At 61.0% G+C, this 19,012-nt stretch carries 16 protein-coding genes and 1 tRNA gene; 13 read left to right on the forward strand and 4 right to left on the reverse strand.

Annotated elements, in window-relative coordinates:
• Positions 1-85 precede the first annotated feature (85 nt).
• Both OZ428_RS30365 and OZ428_RS30370 read left to right on the forward strand, forming a co-directional pair.
• On the forward strand, positions 86-3,829 hold the full coding sequence (locus tag OZ428_RS30365; RefSeq protein ID WP_269132168.1) for a bifunctional diguanylate cyclase/phosphodiesterase: 3,744 nt from the start codon (positions 86-88) through the stop codon (positions 3,827-3,829).
• A 16-nt stretch (positions 3,830-3,845) separates the two neighbouring features.
• A tRNA-Ile gene (locus tag OZ428_RS30370) sits at positions 3,846-3,922 on the forward strand.
• Between the two features lie 45 nt (positions 3,923-3,967).
• On the opposite strand, the gene OZ428_RS30375 is transcribed toward OZ428_RS30370, so the two are convergent.
• On the reverse strand, positions 3,968-4,393 hold the full coding sequence (locus OZ428_RS30375; protein ID WP_033898104.1) for a VOC family protein: 426 nt from the start codon (positions 4,391-4,393) through the stop codon (positions 3,968-3,970).
• Between the two features lie 112 nt (positions 4,394-4,505).
• Between OZ428_RS30375 and OZ428_RS30380 the strand changes: the two genes are divergently transcribed.
• The 10 genes from OZ428_RS30380 (at position 4,506) to pqqE (ending at position 14,263) form a co-directional block, all read left to right on the forward strand.
• Positions 4,506-5,375, forward strand: a complete 870-nt coding sequence (locus OZ428_RS30380) for a LysR family transcriptional regulator (RefSeq protein ID WP_269132169.1) — start codon at positions 4,506-4,508, stop codon at positions 5,373-5,375.
• A gap of 36 nt (positions 5,376-5,411) precedes the next feature.
• A complete protein-coding gene (locus OZ428_RS30385; RefSeq protein ID WP_038843036.1) occupies positions 5,412-5,858 on the forward strand; it encodes an Lrp/AsnC family transcriptional regulator in 447 nt (148 codons plus the stop codon).
• A 146-nt stretch (positions 5,859-6,004) separates the two neighbouring features.
• Positions 6,005-7,696 (forward strand): flavin monoamine oxidase family protein, encoded by a 1,692-nt coding sequence (locus tag OZ428_RS30390; RefSeq protein ID WP_269132170.1) that lies wholly within the window; start codon positions 6,005-6,007, stop codon positions 7,694-7,696.
• A 10-nt stretch (positions 7,697-7,706) separates the two neighbouring features.
• Positions 7,707-8,501 carry a carbon-nitrogen hydrolase family protein gene (locus OZ428_RS30395; protein WP_269132171.1) on the forward strand — a complete coding sequence of 265 codons (795 nt, stop codon included), beginning with the start codon at positions 7,707-7,709 and terminating at the stop codon, positions 8,499-8,501.
• 48 nt (positions 8,502-8,549) lie between these two features.
• The gene (pqqF, locus tag OZ428_RS30400; RefSeq protein WP_269132172.1) at positions 8,550-10,892 is read left to right on the forward strand and encodes a pyrroloquinoline quinone biosynthesis protein PqqF; all 2,343 of its coding nucleotides are present in this window, start codon (positions 8,550-8,552) and stop codon (positions 10,890-10,892) included.
• A gap of 159 nt (positions 10,893-11,051) precedes the next feature.
• On the forward strand, positions 11,052-11,126 hold the full coding sequence (gene pqqA / locus OZ428_RS30405; protein WP_003194766.1) for a pyrroloquinoline quinone precursor peptide PqqA: 75 nt from the start codon (positions 11,052-11,054) through the stop codon (positions 11,124-11,126).
• Between the two features lie 66 nt (positions 11,127-11,192).
• The gene (pqqB, locus tag OZ428_RS30410) at positions 11,193-12,104 is read left to right on the forward strand and encodes a pyrroloquinoline quinone biosynthesis protein PqqB (protein ID WP_010207003.1); all 912 of its coding nucleotides are present in this window, start codon (positions 11,193-11,195) and stop codon (positions 12,102-12,104) included.
• Between the two features lie 11 nt (positions 12,105-12,115).
• A complete protein-coding gene (pqqC, locus tag OZ428_RS30415; protein WP_177110330.1) occupies positions 12,116-12,868 on the forward strand; it encodes a pyrroloquinoline-quinone synthase PqqC in 753 nt (250 codons plus the stop codon).
• Entirely contained in the window at positions 12,865-13,140 is a 276-nt protein-coding gene (gene pqqD, locus OZ428_RS30420) for a pyrroloquinoline quinone biosynthesis peptide chaperone PqqD (RefSeq protein WP_033898094.1), read from the forward strand. The genes pqqC and pqqD overlap by 4 nt, the downstream gene beginning before the upstream one ends.
• Positions 13,133-14,263: a pyrroloquinoline quinone biosynthesis protein PqqE gene (pqqE, locus tag OZ428_RS30425; protein ID WP_050587907.1), complete on the forward strand. Its 1,131-nt coding sequence runs from the start codon at positions 13,133-13,135 to the stop codon at positions 14,261-14,263. Before pqqD ends, pqqE begins: the two co-directional genes overlap by 8 nt.
• Positions 14,264-14,268: 5 nt before the next feature.
• Here the strand turns inward: pqqE and OZ428_RS30430 are convergent, their stop codons facing one another.
• Together OZ428_RS30430 and OZ428_RS30435 are read right to left on the reverse strand one after the other, a co-directional pair.
• Entirely contained in the window at positions 14,269-14,427 is a 159-nt protein-coding gene (locus OZ428_RS30430; RefSeq protein ID WP_007904205.1) for a YqaE/Pmp3 family membrane protein, read from the reverse strand.
• 183 nt (positions 14,428-14,610) lie between these two features.
• On the reverse strand, positions 14,611-15,873 hold the full coding sequence (locus OZ428_RS30435) for an aspartate aminotransferase family protein (RefSeq protein ID WP_269132173.1): 1,263 nt from the start codon (positions 15,871-15,873) through the stop codon (positions 14,611-14,613).
• Between the two features lie 209 nt (positions 15,874-16,082).
• Between OZ428_RS30435 and OZ428_RS30440 the strand changes: the two genes are divergently transcribed.
• A complete protein-coding gene (locus OZ428_RS30440) occupies positions 16,083-16,982 on the forward strand; it encodes a LysR family transcriptional regulator (protein ID WP_016977852.1) in 900 nt (299 codons plus the stop codon).
• A 240-nt stretch (positions 16,983-17,222) separates the two neighbouring features.
• On the opposite strand, the gene OZ428_RS30445 is transcribed toward OZ428_RS30440, so the two are convergent.
• Positions 17,223-19,001: an acyl-CoA dehydrogenase C-terminal domain-containing protein gene (locus OZ428_RS30445; RefSeq protein ID WP_269132174.1), complete on the reverse strand. Its 1,779-nt coding sequence runs from the start codon at positions 18,999-19,001 to the stop codon at positions 17,223-17,225.
• Between the last annotated feature and the right edge of the window lie 11 nt (positions 19,002-19,012).

Genomic DNA, 19,012 nt, shown 5'->3' on the forward strand with positions numbered 1-19,012 from the left:
GTATCGATAAAATCCTGCGCCCCTCCTCCTCCCCCGCAATGCCCGTCTACACTCGAAACATTCCCCGTGCCATAACGAGACCGTTATGCCCAGATTGCCGACTGTGTTGCTGCTGTCGCTGCTGACCTGGACCGCAACGGCTGGCGCGTTGACTCTTACTGATGATGAGCGTGGCTGGCTGGCGGACCATCAGGAGCTGCGCCTCGGGGTGGATGCGTCATGGCCACCCTTTGAATACCGTGACGAGAATGGCCGCTACCAAGGCTTGGCAGCGGATTATGTGCGCCTGATCCAGGACCGCCTTGGCGTGCGCGTCAAATTGATCGAGCCGGCGAACTGGAGTGCGGTACTGGAACAGGCCCGTAACAATCAGCTCGACCTGCTGCCGGGCATCATGTCCACGCCGGAACGTCAGGGCTACATGGCGTTCACACGGCCTTACCTGGACTTTCCCATCGTCATCCTGGCCCATGAGGGCGGCGCCAAACCACGTACCCTGAAGGACCTCTACGGCTTGAAGATTGCCGTGGTGGAAAACTACGCCCCCCATGAGCTGTTGCGCACCCATCACCCGGATCTCAACTTGGTGGCCATGCCGAATGTCAGCTCGACGCTGCAAGCCCTGGCCACCGATGAAGTGGATGCAGTGGTCGGCGATCTCGCCTCCAGTGTCTGGAGCCTGCGCCAACTCAAGCTCGACGGCTTGTACGTCAGCGGCGAAACACCCTACCGCTACCAATTGGCGATGGGCGTACCGCGTGACAACAAAATGCTGGTGGGCATTCTGGACAAGGTACTCGCCGACCTCAGCCCGCAAGAAACCGACGCCATCCAGCAACATTGGGTCGGCAGCTTTACCGATCACCGCACCTTCTGGACCGACCTGCTGACCTACGGCCTGCCCGCAGTGCTCTTGCTGAGTACCGTATTGGCCGTGGTGATTCGGATCAATCGCCGGCTCAGTTCGGAAATCTCCCGCCGCGTCGCCCTCGAACAGGAACTGCGCAGCAGCGAATACCACTATCGCGGCCTGGTGGAGAGCCTGTCCGCCATTGCCTGGGAAGCCAGTATCACCGACTTCACCTACAGCTATGTGTCGCCCCACGCTGAAGATTTGCTCGGTTACCCGCGTGCGCACTGGCTGATCCCAGGCTTCTGGCGCAACATCATTCACCCCGCCGACCTGATCCGCACCGAAGCCTACTGCTATCGCGAAACCCGTGCCAACCGCGACCACAGCATTGATTACCGGGTGATCACCGCTGACGGCCGTTGCTTGTGGGTGCGTGACATTGTCAGCCTGATCGAACATGGTCATGAGCCGGTTCTGCGCGGCTTGATGATCGATATCAGCGAGGCCAAGCGCACCGAGGAAGCCTTGCAGCTGTCCGAGCAAAAGTTCGCCTCGGTGTTCCAGCAGTGCCCGGACATGCTGGTGATCGCACGACTGTCTGATGGCTGCCTGCTGGAAGTGAACAAGGCGTTTGAAGACCAGATTGGTCTGACGGCCGAACAGGTCGTCGGTAAAACCGCTACCGAGTTGAATATCTGGGGCATCAAGGGCGTCGGGCCCGACCTGCTGCAACGGGTGCAGACCACCAGTATCCGCAACCTGGAAATGCCCTTTCTGCGCAGCAACGGTCAGGCCTTCACCGGGCTGATTTCCGCCGAACCGTTCCAACTCGACACCACAGAAGCCATCGTCGTGGTGGTGCGTGACATCACCCAACTCAAGGAAACCCAGCAACAACTGCAAACCTCCGAGGAGAAATTCGCCAAGGCCTTCCACGCCTCCCCCGACGGCTTGCTGCTGAGTCGACAGCGCGATGGACTGTTGATTGAAGTGAACGATGGCTTCAGCCGAATCACCGGCTTCACCAGCGCCACCTCCCTCGACCAGTCCAGCTTGGACCTGGGCATCTGGGTCGACCTCAACGAACGCAAACACATGCTGGAAATGATGCAGCGCGATGGTTTTGTGCGTGACTTCATCTGCCATATCCGCCGCAGCGATGGGCAGATCCGCCTGTGCGAACTGTCCAGCCGTCCGTTGCCGATCGGCGACGAAGACTGCATGCTGACCATCGCCCGCGATATCACCGAGCGCCAGCTGATGCAGGAAAAACTGCAACAGGCCGCCACGGTGTTCGAGAGCACGGCCGAAGGCGTCTTGATCACAGATACCCGCCAGAACATCAGCGCCGTCAACCGCGCCTTCACCGAGATTACCGGCTACAGCGAGGCCGAAGCCCTCGGCCACACCCCGCGCCTGCTGGCTTCCGGCCTGCATGACAGTGCGTTCTACGCCGCCATGTGGCATCAACTGACTGCCCAGGGCCACTGGCAGGGCGAGATCTCAAATCGTCGCAAGAACGGCGAAGTGTACCCAAGCTGGCTGACGATCAGTGCCGTGCGCAATCGCGACCAGTTGATCACGCACTTCGTCGCAGTGTTTGCCGACATCTCCAGCCTCAAACTTGCCCAGGCCCGCCTCGACTACCAGGCGCACCACGACCCATTGACCGGCCTGCCCAACCGCACGCTGTTTGAAAGCCGGCTGCAAGCGGCCCTCAACGGCCATCAGGAAACCGGCAAACAAGGCGCCGTGCTGTTTCTCGACCTGGACCGTTTCAAACACATCAACGACAGCCTCGGCCACCCGATTGGCGACCTGCTGCTCAAAGACATCGCGGTACGCCTCAAGGAACAGTTGCGGGACATCGACACCGTCGCCCGCCTGGGCGGCGACGAATTCATCATCCTGCTGCCCGGCTTGCAGCACGCCAGCGACGCCCAGTACCTGGCGAATAAACTGCTGGCCTGCTTCACACCGCCGTTCCAGGCGGGTGAGCACGAGTTTTTCATCAGCGCCAGCATCGGCACCAGTCTCTACCCCGAGGACGGCACCGACGTTGCCACGCTGGTCAAGAACGCAGACGCCGCGATGTATCGCTCTAAAGCCAAGGGTCGCAACCGGGTTGAAAGCTACACCCGCGACCTCACCGCCCAGGCCAACGAACGCGTGGCACTCGAACACGAACTGCGCCGCGCCATCGAGCGCGATGAGTTGAGCCTCTACTACCAGCCCAAACTGAGCCTGACGACCCACGAACTCATCGGCGCCGAAGCCCTGATCCGCTGGCGCCACCCCACCTTTGGCGACGTGCCCCCCGAACACTTCATCGCCCTGGCCGAAGAAAACGGCATGATCCTGCAGATTGGCGACTGGGTGCTGGAACAAGCCTGCCGGCAAATGCACGCCTGGCAAGGCCACTTCGACGACTTCGGCCCACTGTCGGTCAACCTGGCTGGCGCGCAGTTACGCCACCCCGGCTTACTGGGCCGTATCGAACAGTTGCTGCATGACTACCAACTTGACCCCGGCCGCCTGCAATTGGAAATCACCGAAAACTTCATCATGAGCCAGGCCGAAGAAGCGCTGGAGGTATTGCACCAGCTCAAAGACCTCGGCGTACAGCTGGCCATTGACGACTTTGGCACCGGTTATTCATCCCTCAGCTACCTCAAGCGCCTGCCCCTGGACTTCCTCAAGATCGACCAGTCCTTCGTCCGCGGCCTGCCCGACGACCCCCACGACGCCGCCATCGTGCGCGCCATCATCGCCCTGGGCCACAGCATGCAATTCACCATCATCGCCGAAGGCGTGGAGAACCCCGCACAGCAAGCCTTCCTGGCGTCCGAAGGCTGCGAACAGATGCAAGGCTACATCGTCAGCCTGCCGCTACCGCCCGAGCTTTTTGCTGCTACGTTTCTTCGTATGCGCATTGAGGATTATTCGGATGGCACAGCGGGGAAACCATCGTTATAATCCGCGACCTGTTACAGGGCCTATAGCTCAGTTGGTCAGAGCAGAGGACTCATAATCCTTTGGTCCACGGTTCAAGTCCGTGTGGGCCCACCAAACAAGAAAGCCGCGCATTGCGCGGCTTTTGTGTGTCTGGCAGCCTCACTTCGCAAACAACTGCCCAATATCCCTGAACGCCTTGAACTCCAGCGCATTCCCGCACGGATCAAACAGAAACAACGTCGCCTGCTCCCCCACCTGCCCCTTGAACCGAATATGCGGTTCCAGCACGAACCGGGTTTGCCGCGCCTGCAAGCGCTCCGCCAAGGCATGCCAATCGTCCCAGCCCAGCACCACGCCAAAGTGCGGCACAGGCACATCGTGGCCGTCTACGGCATTGGTGTGGGCAGCCTCCTGCGAGGCAGTTTTCGGGTGTTCGTGGATCACCAATTGGTGGCCGAAGAAGTTGAAGTCGACCCAATGGTCGCTGGAGCGGCCTTCTTCCAGGCCGAAGACGTCGCCGTAGAAGTGCCGCGCGGCGGCCAGGTCGAATACCGGAATTGCCAGGTGAAAAGGCGCAAGTGTCATCAGGTCAAACCTCTATGGGCGTTAAGTGCATCGAGTTTAGCCTTGCTCCTGACGATGAAAAGACGATAGTTTTTGCATCGAGCTCAAATTATTTCGATCAATCGAGAGGCCCATGCTGCGCGAACTGAAAACCTTTATTGCGGTAACCCGGCACGGCACGTTTGCGGCGGCGGGTATGCATATCGGGCTGACGCAGTCGGCGGTCAGTGCACAGATTCGTCAATTGGAGCAGGCCCTCGGCGTGCCGTTGTTCGACCGCACCGGACGCCAGGCCACGCTGAATGCTGCCGGGCTACGCGCACTGCCGCTGGCCAAGGAGATTCTGGAAACCTTCAACCGCATGGCGGTACCGGTGGATGCCAACGAATACCGGGGCGAGTTGAAAGTCGGGGCCATCACCACCGCGCAAACCGGTTTGCTGCCCCAGGCGCTGGTGCGTTTGCGCCAGGCGGCGCCGGCGGTGGAGTGCAAGCTGATACCAGGTGTGTCCCTGGAACTGTTGAGCCAGGTAGATGCAGGCGAGTTGGACTCGGCCATCATCATCCGTCCGCCCTTCGACCTGCCCAAGGAGTTGCATGTGCAGGTGCTGCGCAAGGAACCGTTTGTGCTGATCGTGCCTGACAGGCTAGCGGGTGATAACCCTCTGCAACTGCTCGCGACGCAGCCTCACGTGCGTTATGACCGGGCCTCATTTGGTGGTCGGTTGGTCAGCCGATTCCTGCGTGAGCAGAAGCTTGACGTGCAGGTGGCGCTGGAGTTGGACGAGTTGGAGGCCATCGTCAAGATGGTCGAGTGCGGCCTGGGTGTATCGCTGATTCCTCAGGCCGGGTTGTGGCTGGAACGCTCGCCCAAGGTACGAATTATCCCACTGGGTACCCTGACCTTTTACCGCGAAATCATTCTGCTCAGTCGCTATAACCAGCGCCAACTCCCCGTACCGCAACTGTTTGCGCGCTGCCTCCTCGCTGACGCCAACCTGTAAGATGCCTGCTTATTGCCCTGTTTCGGAGCCCTCACCTTGCCCGCCCTAGATGAAATCGATCGCCAACTGATCGCCGCCTTGCAGATCAACGCCCGCGAAAGCGTGGCCATGCTGGCCCGGCAGTTGGGCATCGCACGCACCACGGTGACCTCTCGCCTGGCGCGCCTGGAGAAAACCCAGGTGATCACCGGGTATGGCGTGCGCCTGAGCCAGCGGGTGGCGGACGGTGGTTTGCAAGCCTACGTGGGCATCACCGTGCAACCGCGCTCTGGCAAAGAGGTGTTGCGCCGGTTAAGCGCCATGGCCCAGGTGCAGCAGCTGTGCGCGGTGAGTGGCGAGTTCGATTACGTCGCCTGGCTGCGCACGGATTCGCCTGAGCAGTTGGACCAATTGCTCGACCAGATCGGCAGCGTGGACGGCGTGGAGAAAACCACGACTTCGATCATCCTCAGCAACAAATTGGATCGCGGTCAGCCAGTTTGACCACAAGCTTCGTCACTCTGACTAAAAATAGATCAATCCGACGACACATTGCGTCTTATTAACGTACGCAACGCTCCCTAAACTGGCTGCCATCTTTTCCTATACTCAGCGGGTCGTGCCCCGCCGGGTATCAAGCAAGGTCAGCCATGAACACGTTCAACAAAAACAATCGCCACCCTGCAGACGGTAAAAAGCCCATCACCATCTTTGGCCCAGACTTTCCGTTTGCCTTTGATGACTGGATCGAACACCCGGCCGGCCTCGGCAGCATCCCCGCCGCCAACCACGGTGCCGAAGTGGCGATCGTCGGAGCCGGGATCGCGGGCCTGGTGGCCGCCTACGAGCTGATGAAGCTCGGTCTCAAGCCGGTGGTGTACGAAGCCTCGAAAATGGGTGGACGCCTGCGCTCCCAAGCCTTCGAAGGTGCCGAAGGCATCATTGCCGAGCTGGGCGGCATGCGCTTTCCGGTGTCGTCCACTGCGTTCTACCACTACGTGGATAAGCTGGGGCTGGAAACCAAACCTTTCCCCAACCCACTGACCCCGGCGTCCGGCAGTACGGTCATCGACCTTGAAGGCCAGACCCACTACGCGCAAAAACTCTCCGACTTGCCGGTGCTGTTCCAGGAAGTGGCGGACGCCTGGGCCGATGCCCTGGAAGCTGGCTCGCAGTTCGGCGATATCCAGCAGGCCATCCGCGACCGTGACGTGCCGCGCCTCAAGGAGCTATGGAACAAGCTGGTGCCACTGTGGGACGACCGCACCTTCTACGACTTCGTCGCTACCTCCAAGGCGTTCGCCAAGCTGTCATTCCTGCACCGCGAAGTCTTCGGCCAGGTCGGTTTTGGCACTGGCGGTTGGGACTCAGACTTCCCCAACTCCATGCTGGAAATCTTCCGTGTAGTGATGACCAACTGCGACGACCATCAACACCTGGTGGTCGGCGGTGTGGCCCAGGTGCCGATGGGCATCTGGCGCCATGTGCCGGAGCGCTGCGCCCACTGGCCGGCCGGCACCAGTCTGAGTTCACTGCACCGGGGCGCGCCACGGGCCGGGGTGAAACGTATCGCCCATGCCGCCGATGGCCGTTTCGCCGTCACCGACAACTATGGCGACACCAGCGAATACGCCGCGGTGCTGACCACCTGCCAAAGCTGGCTGCTGACCACCCAGATCGAATGCGACGAAACCCTGTTCTCGCAAAAGATGTGGATGGCCCTGGACCGCACGCGCTACATGCAGTCGTCGAAAACCTTCGTGATGGTCGACCGCCCGTTCTGGAAAGACAAAGACCCGGAAACCGGCCGCGACCTGATGAGCATGACCCTCACCGACCGCCTGACCCGTGGCACCTATTTGTTCGATAACGGCGACGACAAGCCGGGAGTGATCTGCCTGTCGTACTCGTGGATGAGCGACGCGCTGAAAATGCTGCCGCAGCCCATCGACAAACGCGTGAAGCTGGCCCTCGACGCACTGAAAAAGATCTACCCGAAAGTCGATATCAAGGCGCGCATCATCGGAGACCCGATCACCGTGTCGTGGGAAGCCGACCCGCATTTCCTCGGGGCCTTCAAAGGCGCGCTGCCGGGCCACTATCGCTACAACCAGCGTATGTATGCGCACTTCATGCAGAAGGACATGCCCGCCGAACAACGTGGGATTTTTATCGCCGGTGATGATGTGTCGTGGACCCCAGCCTGGGTCGAGGGCGCAGTGCAGACTTCGCTGAATGCGGTGTGGGGCATCATGACCCACTTCGGTGGCAGCACTCACCCAGAGAACCCTGGGCCGGGTGACGTATTCGATGAGATCGGGCCGATCGCCCTGGCCGACTAAGGAGTTGAACATGCGCGTCGCCCTTTACCAATGCCCACCGTTGCCGCTGGATGTGGCCGGCAACCTCAAGCGCCTGCACGCATTGGCGCATGAGGCGACCGGCGCCGATGTGCTGGTGCTGCCGGAGATGTTCCTCACCGGCTACAACATCGGCGCCGAGGCGGTTGGCGCCTTGGCCGAGGCGCAGGATGGGCCGTCGGCACAGGCGATCGCCGAACTGGCCAAACGTGTAGGGCTGGCGATTCTGTACGGTTACCCGGAGCGGGCCGAGGATGGCCAGATCTACAATGCTGTGCAGTTGATCGACGCCCACGGCCAGCGCTTGTGCAACTACCGCAAGACCCACCTGTTTGGCGATCTGGACCACTCGATGTTCAGTGCCGGTGCCGATGATTTCCCGCTGGTGGAGCTCAACGGCTGGAAGCTGGGTTTCCTGATCTGCTATGACCTTGAGTTCCCGGAAAACACCCGACGCCTGGCCCTCGCCGGTGCCGAACTGATCCTGGTGCCCACCGCCAATATGGTGCCGTTCGACTTTGTTGCCGACGTCACGGTGCGGGCGCGGGCCTTCGAGAACCAATGTTATGTGGCCTACGCCAACTATTGCGGGCACGAAGGCGAGATCCAGTATTGCGGGCAAAGCAGCATCGCCGCGCCGAATGGCCAGCGCATTGCCCAGGCGGGCCTGGATGAAGCCTTGATCGTCGGGGAGCTGGAGCATCAGTCGATCCTGGAGGCCCGTGCCGCCAATCACTACCTGCAGGACCGTCGCCCCAAGCTGTATGGCGCGCTGCACAAGCCCTGATCCAGCCGGTTTGTTAGCATAGGCACATCCCACGTTTCGGAAGTGCCCATGCCTGCGCCGGCCCACCCTCATCACCTTCACCTGACCCTCGCCAATGGCTTGCGGGTTTCCTTGCAGCATGCGCCACGTCTCAAACGTTGCGCCGCCGTTTTGCGCGTAGCCGCGGGCAGCCATGACGTGCCGCTGGCTTGGCCGGGGTTGGCGCATTTCCTGGAGCATTTGATGTTCCTGGGAACCGAGCGTTTTCCCACAAACGAAGGGTTGATGGCCTACGTGCAACGTCATGGGGGTCAGATCAATGCCAGCACCCGTGAGCGCACCACGGAATTTTTCTTTGAGCTGCCAGTTGCACTGTTTGCCGGTGGATTGGAGCGTTTGGCTGACATGCTGAGCCACCCGCGCCTGGCGCTGGAGGACCAGTTGCGTGAGCGCGAGGTGCTGCACGCCGAGTTTGTCGCCTGGTCCCGCGATGCCAAGGCGCAGCAGCAGGTCGCGTTGCTGGAAGGGCTGGCGGCGGATCATCCGCTGCGGGGTTTCCATGCAGGCAACCGCGACAGCCTGCCGGTGGAGCGTGAGGCATTTCAGCAGGCGTTGCAGGAATTCCACACGCAGTTCTATCAGAGCGGGCAGATGACCTTGAGCTTGGCGGGCCCGCAATCACTGAAAGAGCTGGAAGCCTTGGCACAGCTGTTCAGCGAGCAACTCACCTCAGGACCGCTACGCCCACAATCCGCTCCACCGGCATTGATGCAGGGCGATGCGTGGACCTATCAGCACATCACCCACCATCACCTGCACCACGTCATCGCCTGCGATGCGCCACGGGAAGCACTGGCGTTTCTCTGCACCTGGCTAAACGCCTCGGCACCCGGCGGATTGCTGGCTGAATTGAAGACGCGGCAACTGGCGACTGCCCTGCAGGCGTCTGTGATTTATGACTTCGCCGGGCAGGCTGTGTTGGATATCGACTTCACCACCCAAAGCGAATCGGCTACGCAAATCGAGGCGTTGCTGCACGACTGGTTGAGCTTTTTCGCACACAGCGACTGGACATCACTGCGGGAAGAGTTCGCGCTGCTGGCCGCGCGTCAACAGCAGGTCCAAGGCGCCCTGGCCTTGGCCCGGAACGACAGCCAAGGCCTATCGGAACAGGACGTTATCGCCCTCAAAGCCCTGCTTGATTCGCTGCACCTGCCGCCCTCCGAGCACTCATGGCAACTGCCACCGAACAACCCATTCCTGCGCCCACCGGCCAAGGAAGAACGCGCCGGCCTGATTCGCGGCCAGACCAGCGCTCACCGGGGCTTGCGCACCTTTGCGCAGGATCGCTCCCGTGGACGTAGGGAAGAGTCGGCGCTGACCTTCAGCCAGGCATTGGCAGGCGACGGTGATGAAGGTGCGCTGTATCTGCAATGGCGATCAGCCCCCTCCGGCCTGGAAAACACTTTGCAGCCGTTACGCGAGCATGCCCGTCAGGCGGGCGTCGAATTGTCGTTCGAAAGCCTGGGCCAAGACTGGCAGGTGAAAATGATTGGGCTGCAGGAGCCCATGCCGGCCGTGCTGGACGCGTTGGCGCAAAGCCTGAATCAACCGCAAGAGGCCCCGCCCGACTCACCGCCGATGATTGCCATCCGTGAGTTGCTCAAGGCGCTGCCCGCGTGCTGCAACGGTCATAATCCCGAATCGGCATCGTGGTCCACTGCGCGCTGGCACGGCCTGGGACTGGGTTTCTCCCCAGCGCATGAAGCCGCGATCAAGACCGCAGCGGCCCGTCTGCCAGGGCAGCCTGCACACCTCGATCATGTTCTGCCCTCTCTCAGCGGCCAGCGTATCTGGCATGAGATTAAAACCGACGCTGATGAAGCCGCACTGCTGCTGTTTTGCCCAACGCCAAGTCAGTCCCTGGCGGATGAAGCCGCCTGGCGACTGCTTGGCCATCTGCTCCAAGGCCCGTTCTACCAGCGCCTGCGCGTCGAGTTGCAAATCGGCTACGCCGTGTTCAGCGGCATCCGACAGATCAATGGCCAGACCGGCCTGCTATTCGGCGTGCAATCCCCCAGCGTGTCGCTGGAAGGCATCGTTGATCACCTGCACGTATTCCTGAAACAACTGCCAGTCCTGATCGATAGCAGCGCCGACTTGGGCACCATGGCTTTGGCGCAGCAATTCTCAGCGCAGGAACTGCCCAGCGCCCAAGCCGCCGAATTGTTGTGGCACGCCCACCTGGCGGGCCACTCGTCGGGCTACCTGGCTGACCTTCAATCCCACATCCAAACCTATACCCGCGAAGCGTTACAGCTAGCCGCCCAGCAGTTGAACGACGCCACAGGCGGCTGGCGCTGCGTTGCCAACGGCCCGCGCATCTCGACAACCTGGCAAGCGGCAGACTGATCATTGCCGCCCCTGCAAAAGGCTTTTTCCACCAAGACAGCGCTAACTTGAAAAGAATTGCGTAACATTCCTACGCACACATCTGAACATCTCCGACTGGAGGTGGACTATATGTATTACTTGGTAGTAAACGTCCCATCCCTTCGTAGGAGTAAGAATATGACCTGGTCCAAACCTGCTTACACTGATCTGCGCATCGGTTTCGAAGTCACCATGTACTTCGCCAGCCGTTAATCCGCTGGGTAATACAACGCCTCGGTTCGCCCGGGGCGTTTTTGTTTTGAGCTTGATGGAGCTGCCATGTTTGTCCAGATTCTAGGTTCCGCCGCCGGCGGTGGGTTCCCGCAGTGGAACTGCAACTGCGTGAACTGCGCGGGTTTTCGTGATGGCAGCCTGCGGGCCCAAGCGCGTACCCAGTCGTCGATCGCGATCTCCGACGATGGTGTGAACTGGGTGCTGTGCAACGCTTCGCCGGATATCCGCGCGCAACTCCAGGGCTTTGCACCGATGCAACCTGGCCGCGCCCTGCGGGACACCGGCATCAGCGCGATCATCCTGATGGACAGCCAGATCGACCACACCACCGGCCTGTTGAGCCTGCGCGAAGGCTGCCCGCACCAGGTGTGGTGCACCGACATGGTCCATGAAGACCTGAGCACCGGTTTTCCCCTGTTCACCATGCTCACCCACTGGAACGGCGGCCTGGCCTGGAACCGCATCGAACTGGATGCCAGCTTCACCATCCCGGCCTGCCCCAACCTGCGCTTCACCCCACTGCCACTGCGCAGCGCCGCACCGCCCTACTCGCCGCACCGCTTTGACCCGCACCCCGGCGACAACATCGGCCTGATCGTCGAAGACCTGCGTACCGGTGGCAAACTGTTCTACGCACCGGGGCTGGGCAAGGTCGACGCGCCATTGCTGGAGATCATGGCCGGCAGCGACTGCCTGCTGGTGGACGGCACGATGTGGGACGACGACGAAATGCAACGCCGTGGCGTCGGCACCCGCACTGGCCGAGAGATGGGCCACCTGGCGCAAAACGGCCCCGGCGGCATGCTCGAAGTGCTGGAGCAATTGCCCAAGCAGCGCAAAGTGCTTATCCACATCAACAACACCAACCCGATCCTCGATGAAGACTCCCCCGAGCGAGCGGAATTGGTGCGACGCAATGTCGAAGTGGCTTACGACGGCATGAGCATTGAATTGTAGGAGCGACCGACATGACTGACACGCCATTGACCACCGCCGAATTCGAAGCCGCCCTGCGGGCCAAGGGCGCCTTCTACCATATCCATCACCCGTACCACGTGGCGATGTACGAAGGCCGCGCGACCCGCGAGCAGATCCAGGGCTGGGTCGCCAACCGTTTCTACTATCAGGTGAACATCCCCCTGAAAGACGCCGCGATCCTGGCCAACTGCCCGGACCGCGAGATACGCCGCGAGTGGATCCAGCGCTTGCTCGACCATGATGGCGCCCCCGGTGAAGACGGTGGTATCGAAGCCTGGCTGCGCCTGGGCCAGGCTGTGGGCCTCGACCCGGACCAACTGCGTTCGCAGGAATTGGTACTGCCCGGCGTACGATTCGCGGTAGACGCCTACGTCAACTTCGCCCGCCGCGCCAGTTGGCAGGAAGCCGCCAGCAGTTCGCTGACCGAATTGTTCGCGCCGCAGATCCACCAGTCGCGCCTCGACAGCTGGCCGCAGCATTACCCGTGGATCGACCCGGCCGGTTATGAATATTTCCGCACCCGCCTGGGCCAGGCTCGTCGTGATGTGGAGCACGGCTTGGCGATCACGTTGCAGCACTACACCACCCGTGAAGGCCAGGAACGCATGCTGGAAATTCTCCAGTTCAAACTGGATATTTTGTGGAGCATGCTGGACGCCATGAGCATGGCCTACGAACTCAAACGCCCGCCGTATCACAGCGTGACCGACCAACGGGTGTGGCATAAAGGGATCCCCCTATGAGCTTTGATCGCAGCAAGAAACCCACCTGGCGCCAGGGCTATCGCTACCAGTACGAGCCCGCGCAAAAAGGCCATGTGCTGCTTTATCCCGAGGGCATGATCAAGCTCAACGACAGCGCTGCGCTGATCGGTGGTTTGATCGACGGCGAGCGCGACGTGGCGGCGATCATCGCTGAGCTGGATAAACAGTTCCCCGGCGTGCCAGAACTCGGTAAAGACATCGAGGATTTCATGGAGGTCGCCCGTGCAGAGCACTGGATTACCCTTGCCTGAAAAACCGCCGGTTGGCTTGCCGCTGTGGCTACTGGCCGAGCTGACCTACCGCTGCCCGTTGCAATGCCCGTACTGCTCCAACCCGTTGGACTTTGCCGAGCAGGGCAAGGAGCTGAGTACCGAGCAATGGTTCAAGGTGTTTCGCGAAGCCCGCGAGATGGGGGCCGCACAACTGGGGTTTTCCGGCGGTGAGCCGTTGGTGCGTCAAGACTTGGCCGAGCTGATCGCCGAAGCGCGCAGGCTGGGGTTCTACACCAACCTGATCACCTCCGGCATCGGCCTGACCGAACAGAAAATCAGCGACTTCAAGAAAGCCGGCCTGGACCATATCCAGATCAGCTTCCAGGCCAGCGACGAACAGGTGAACAACCTGCTGGCCGGCTCGAAAAAAGCCTTCGCGCAAAAGCTGGAAATGGCCCGCGCAGTGAAGGCTCACGGTTACCCGATGGTGCTGAATTTCGTCACTCATCGGCACAATATCGACAAGATCGACCGCATCATCGAGCTGTGTATTGCGCTGGAAGCGGACTTCGTCGAACTCGCCACCTGCCAGTTCTACGGTTGGGCCCAGCTCAATCGTGTCGGGCTGTTGCCGACCCAGGCACAACTGGTGCGCGCCGAACGCATCACCAACGAATATCGCGCCAAGCTGGAAGCCGAAGGTCACCCGTGCAAGTTGATTTTCGTCACCCCGGATTACTACGAGGAACGCCCGAAAGCCTGCATGAACGGCTGGGGCAGTATCTTTCTGACCGTGACGCCAGACGGCACCGCCCTGCCCTGTCACGGCGCCCGACAGATGCCGGTGCAATTTCCCAACGTGCGCGACCACAGCATGCAGCACATCTGGTACGACTCGTTCGGCTTCAACCGCTTTCGCGGCTACGACTGGATGCCCGAGCCATGCCGGTCATGCGATGAAAAGGAAAAGGACTTCGGCGGCTGCCGATGCCAGGCCTTCATGCTCACAGGGGACGCGAGCAATGCCGACCCGGTGTGCAGCAAGTCCGAGCAGCACGGCATCATCCTGCAAGCGCGGGAAGAAGCCGAACACGCCACCCAGACCATCGAGCAGTTGGCCTTTCGCAACGAGCGCAACTCACGGCTCATCGCAAAAGGCTGACGGCCTCAGCGCTTGGCGATGATGTACACCGCGTGCACGATGCCAGGGATGTAGCCGCACAGGGTCAGCAGGATATTCAGCCAGAACGCGCCAGCGAAACCCACTTGCAGGAACACACCCAGTGGCGGCAACAGAATGGCGATGATGATACGAATGAAATCCATGGGGTCAGCTCCAGAAAATCGGCTCGTGTGAGCCGTGTAGCTAATCGACCTTGGGCGTTCGTGAGGGTTCAGTGGGATCTGGCGTTGGGCCATCCGTCATTGCACAGGCAAAAAAACGCCCCCAGCCAAAAGAATCAGGCCGGAGGCGTCGCGTAGACCGCGAGACGGTTCAGGAGTAGGGGGTTAAACGGCGATGCCCTTGCGGCATTGCAGTTGGGCGGTGCGCACGCGGGAGAAGGCGCGGGCCAGACGCAGGAGCATTTCGTCAATGTTGCTTTTGCTCACGGTCAGGGCCGGGGTGAAGCGCAGGCAGTTGGGTTGCGGGGCATTGAGGATCAGGCCTTCGTGCAACGCTGCCTTTACGACAGCCTCCGCAGAATCTTCCGACAACGTCAGGCCCCACATCAGGCCGTGGCCACGCAGTTGACCGTGGTCGTAGCGGTAGGCCAGGCGGGCAAGACCTTCGCCCAGGTACACGCCGGACCCACGTACGTGGTCCATAAAGCCGTGCTCCAGCACGGCATCGAGCACCGCCAGCCCGGCCGATGCCATCAGTGCGTTACCGTGGTGAGTACCGTCCAACTCGCCCACGTCGAAACAACAGGCTTTGCCCCGCGCCAGTAGCGCTGCAAGAGGCACCCCGCCGCCCAGGCCTTTGCCGAGGGTGATGATGTCGGCACGCACGCCGTATTGCTGCTCGGCGAGCAAGGTGCCGCAGCGGCCCATGCCGGTTTGTACTTCGTCGAGGATCAGCAGGATCCCCAGTTCACGGCACAAGCGCTCGACGCCTTTGAGGTAATGCTCGGTCGCAGGGACGACGCCCGCTTCGCCCTGGATCGGTTCGAGCAGGATGGCGACGGTTTGCGCGTCGACGGCCGCATGCAGCGCCGGCAGGTCGTTGAAGGGCACATGGCTGAAGCCGGGCAATTGCGGTTCGAAACGGTTTTCTGGACCACCCGCCGACGCCGACATCGCTGCAAAACTGCGGCCATGGCAACCGGCGCTGGCACTGAGGATGCGATGCGCTCCTCCGCGATGCAGCTGGCCCCATTTGCGCGCCAACTTGATCGCGGCTTCAACGGCTTCAGCGCCGCTGTTGAGCAGGTATGCCTGATCGCTACCGGTGCGATGGCACAGGCGCTCAGCGAGGTTGAGTTGAGCGCGGTTATGCAGGCCGTTGCCGGGGTTGATCAGCGCCTGGGTCTGGTCCGTCAGCGCCTTGATCAACACTTGAGGGCTGTGGCCGAGACTGTTGGCCGCGTTGCCCTGACTGAAATCCAGGTAAGCACGGTCGTCGCTGTCCCACAGCCAAGAGCCTTGTCCGCGTACGAAAACTTGCGCAGGGCGGGCGACGGAGGGCATCAGGGAGTCGCTGGAAGAAGTATCGCTGGGCGCTTCGAAAATCAAATCGTCCAGGCTCGGCGCGGGGCGACGAAACAGATTCATAGCTCGCCCCCAATAGCAACCGGACCTTGGTCGGTGCGATACGCCTGTGCTGCCTTGAGGTTTTTTGCCTTTCCTATGTAAACGCTATCAACATACACGCTGTTCATTGCCCGATCCGGCCCTGTAAGCCCTGCGAATAGGCGCTAGACTAGGCGCCTCAAGGGCCAACAGCCATTTCGTTTTTCCAGCTTTTTCGATAAGTAAGTCTTATGGATTTCAAGCAACTGCGTTATTTCGTCGCGGTGTATGAGGAAGGCCACGTAGGCCGTGCCGCCGAGCGTCTGTCGATCTCTCAACCGGCGCTGTCCCAGCAGATTCGCCAATTGGAACAGAACCTGGATGTGAGCCTGTTCGAACGCAGCAGCAAGCGCCTGCTGCCAACACTGGCGGCGCACACGCTGTACAACCACGCGCTGCCATTGATCGACGGCATGCAACAGGCGGTTGAAGCCTTGCGCAACTTCAAGGGCCAGGCGATGCGCACGCTGGCTATCGGCGTACTGCAAACCGTGCACACCAGCCTGGTCCCGCAGATGCTGGAGCGCGTGCGCAAGGCCCAGCCACATCTGGTGGTGCAGATCTACGAATTGACTGGGCTTGAGATCGAGCGCCGACTGCTCAACGGCTCGCTGGATATCGGCATCAGCTACTTGCCGCCGCGCCAGCCGGGACTGCATGGCGTGTTGCTGTATGAAGATGAACTGAAAGTCGTCATCCCCGAGGATCACCCCTTGCGGGAATTCAAGAAAGTCTCGCTGAAGCAGGCGGCCGAATTGCCGATGTTGTTGCTAGGGGAAGAGTTCCAGGTCCGGCAGATCTGGCAAGGACAGCTGTCCAACCTCGGAAGGCGCCCACAAGTACAGGCGGAGTTGAACACCATGGTGGGGATTCTCGACAGCCTGCCCCACACAAAACTGGCGACGGTGCTGCCGGGCCGCTCTCAGGACGAACACAACAGCCAGTCGCTGCTGTGGAAACCCTTGAGTGAACCCAGGGTGCCGCTGAAAGTCGGCCTGGTGTGCCGCGATGTGCAGCGCCAGCAAGCGACGGTGGCGTTGCTGCGCACTCTGCTGGAAGACGTGATGAACGCCCCGCAGGCACAGCCTTGAACTCAAGGGGCTGACTTTTTCGCGGGCAAAAGAAAACCCCGCCGAAGCGGGGCTTTGCAGACTGTTTCCCTGACATCCATTTCACTCCGCCGTCCTGGCAGAATCCTACGTGTCCGTGTTGTTGCTTTGCGCTTCCTGCGCGACGTCCATGTGAAGTAGATTATCCGTGGATCCAATCTGGCGATAGAGGACGATTAGCAGCACGTCATGTAAGAGAATGCTTACACGCCCTCCAAGCCCTTAGAACAGGGCCTCGTCCAGCAGGAACAGCGATTCGCTACCGGCTTTTACCGACGCACTCAGCGAATGGATACGTGGCAACAGGCGCGCAAAGTAGAAGCGCGCAGTGCCCAATTTGCTGGCGTAGAAGTCTTCTTCAGACTCCTTGCCCAGCGCAGCCTTGGCCATGCGCGCCCACATGTAGGCGTAGGCCATGTAGCCAAAGGCGTGCAAATACTCCACCGACGCCGCGCCGATTTCATTCGGGTTGGTCTTGGCGCGGTCCAGCACCCAGGCGGTCAACTCATCCAGGTTATCCACTGCTGCACCCAGCGGCTTGGTGAACTCCGTCAACTCGGCACCCGCCGAGGCAATGAACGCGCGGATTTCATCGGCAAACAGGGTATAGAACGCCCCGCCGCTGCCGACGATCTTGCGTCCCATCAAATCCAGCGCCTGGATGCCGTTGGTGCCTTCGTAGATCTGAGTGATGCGCACATCACGCACCAGTTGCTCCTGGCCCCACTCGCGAATGTAGCCATGGCCGCCGAACACCTGTTGGCCGAGCACAGTGGTTTCCAGGCCCAGGTCGCTCAAGAACGCCTTGGCTACCGGGGTCAACAGCGCGACGAGGTTATCGGCACGCTCACGCGCAGCAGCGTCGTCGCTGAACTTGGCGATGTCCAGCTGCGTCGCCACATAGGTGGAGAACGCCCGGCCACCTTCGTTCGCGGCCTTCATGGTGAGCAACATGCGGCGCACGTCGGGGTGCACGATGATCGGGTCGGCCACTTTGTCTTTGTGCTGAGCCCCGGTTGGCGCACGGCTTTGCACGCGGTCGCGCGCATAGTCGATGGCGTTCTGGTAGGAACGCTCGCCGGATGCCAGGCCCTGGATGCCTACACCCAGTCGCTCGTAGTTCATCATGGTGAACATCGCCGCCAAGCCCCGGTTCGGTTCGCCCACCAGGTAACCCACGGCCTCGTCGAAGTTCATCACGCAGGTCGCCGACGCCTGGATCCCCATCTTGTGCTCGATGGAACCACAACTCACGGTGTTACGTGCGCCCAGGCTGCCGTCGGCATTGACCATGAACTTCGGCACCAGAAACAGTGAGATGCCCTTGGGACCGGCCGGTGCGTCCGGCAGCTTGGCCAGCACCAGATGGATGATGTTGTCGGTGAGGTCGTGTTCACCGCCGGTGATAAAGATCTTGGTGCCGCTGACTTTGTAGGAACCGTCCGCCTGTGGCTCGGCCTTGGTGCGGATAATCCCCAGGTCAGTACCGGCATGGGCCTCGGTCAGGCACATGGAGCCAGCCCATTCGCCGGAATACATCTTCGGCAGATAAGCCGCCTTCAGTTCTTCGCTGGCGTGGGTGTTGATCGACACGCAGGCGCCGGAAGTCAGCATCGGGTACAAACCGAACGCCAGGCTCGACGAGTTGATCATCTCTTCAACCTGGGCCGACACTGCCTTGGGCATGCCCATGCCGCCGAACATCGGGTCACCCCCTACACCCACCCAGCCGCCTTCGGCATAGGTTTTGTAGGCCTGTGGAAAACCATCCGGCGTGAATACTGCGGTGTTGTCCCAGCGGCAACCCTGTTCATCGCCACCGCGGCTGAGCGGGGCGATGGATTTGGCGGTGACCTTGCCGGCTTCTTCGAGGATGGCCTCTACGGTTTCGGCGTCAACGGTGTCTGCCAATGCCGGCAATTGGGCCCAAGTGGTGGCGACCTCAAAGACTTCGTTGAGGACGAAGCGCATATCACGCAGCGGCGCTTTGTAATCAGCCATGGCAAACCTCG

The sequence above is a fragment of the Pseudomonas sp. GXZC genome, from assembly GCF_026967615.1.
Taxonomy (GTDB): domain Bacteria; phylum Pseudomonadota; class Gammaproteobacteria; order Pseudomonadales; family Pseudomonadaceae; genus Aquipseudomonas; species Aquipseudomonas azotoformans_A.

Excerpts from the sequence above, each read along its gene's own strand:
- OZ428_RS30365 (WP_269132168.1), top strand. The coding sequence starts at position 86 with ATGCCCAGATTGCCGACTGTGTTGCTGCTGTCGCTGCTGACCTGGACC.
- OZ428_RS30375 (WP_033898104.1), bottom strand. The coding sequence starts at position 4,393 with ATGACACTTGCGCCTTTTCACCTGGCAATTCCGGTATTCGACCTGGCC.
- OZ428_RS30380 (WP_269132169.1), top strand. The coding sequence starts at position 4,506 with ATGCTGCGCGAACTGAAAACCTTTATTGCGGTAACCCGGCACGGCACG.
- OZ428_RS30390 (WP_269132170.1), top strand. The coding sequence starts at position 6,005 with ATGAACACGTTCAACAAAAACAATCGCCACCCTGCAGACGGTAAAAAG.
- OZ428_RS30395 (WP_269132171.1), top strand. The coding sequence starts at position 7,707 with ATGCGCGTCGCCCTTTACCAATGCCCACCGTTGCCGCTGGATGTGGCC.
- pqqF (WP_269132172.1), top strand. The coding sequence starts at position 8,550 with ATGCCTGCGCCGGCCCACCCTCATCACCTTCACCTGACCCTCGCCAAT.
- pqqB (WP_010207003.1), top strand. The coding sequence starts at position 11,193 with ATGTTTGTCCAGATTCTAGGTTCCGCCGCCGGCGGTGGGTTCCCGCAG.
- pqqC (WP_177110330.1), top strand. The coding sequence starts at position 12,116 with ATGACTGACACGCCATTGACCACCGCCGAATTCGAAGCCGCCCTGCGG.
- pqqD (WP_033898094.1), top strand. The coding sequence starts at position 12,865 with ATGAGCTTTGATCGCAGCAAGAAACCCACCTGGCGCCAGGGCTATCGC.
- OZ428_RS30430 (WP_007904205.1), bottom strand. The coding sequence starts at position 14,427 with ATGGATTTCATTCGTATCATCATCGCCATTCTGTTGCCGCCACTGGGT.
- OZ428_RS30435 (WP_269132173.1), bottom strand. The coding sequence starts at position 15,873 with ATGAATCTGTTTCGTCGCCCCGCGCCGAGCCTGGACGATTTGATTTTC.
- OZ428_RS30440 (WP_016977852.1), top strand. The coding sequence starts at position 16,083 with ATGGATTTCAAGCAACTGCGTTATTTCGTCGCGGTGTATGAGGAAGGC.
- OZ428_RS30445 (WP_269132174.1), bottom strand. The coding sequence starts at position 19,001 with ATGGCTGATTACAAAGCGCCGCTGCGTGATATGCGCTTCGTCCTCAAC.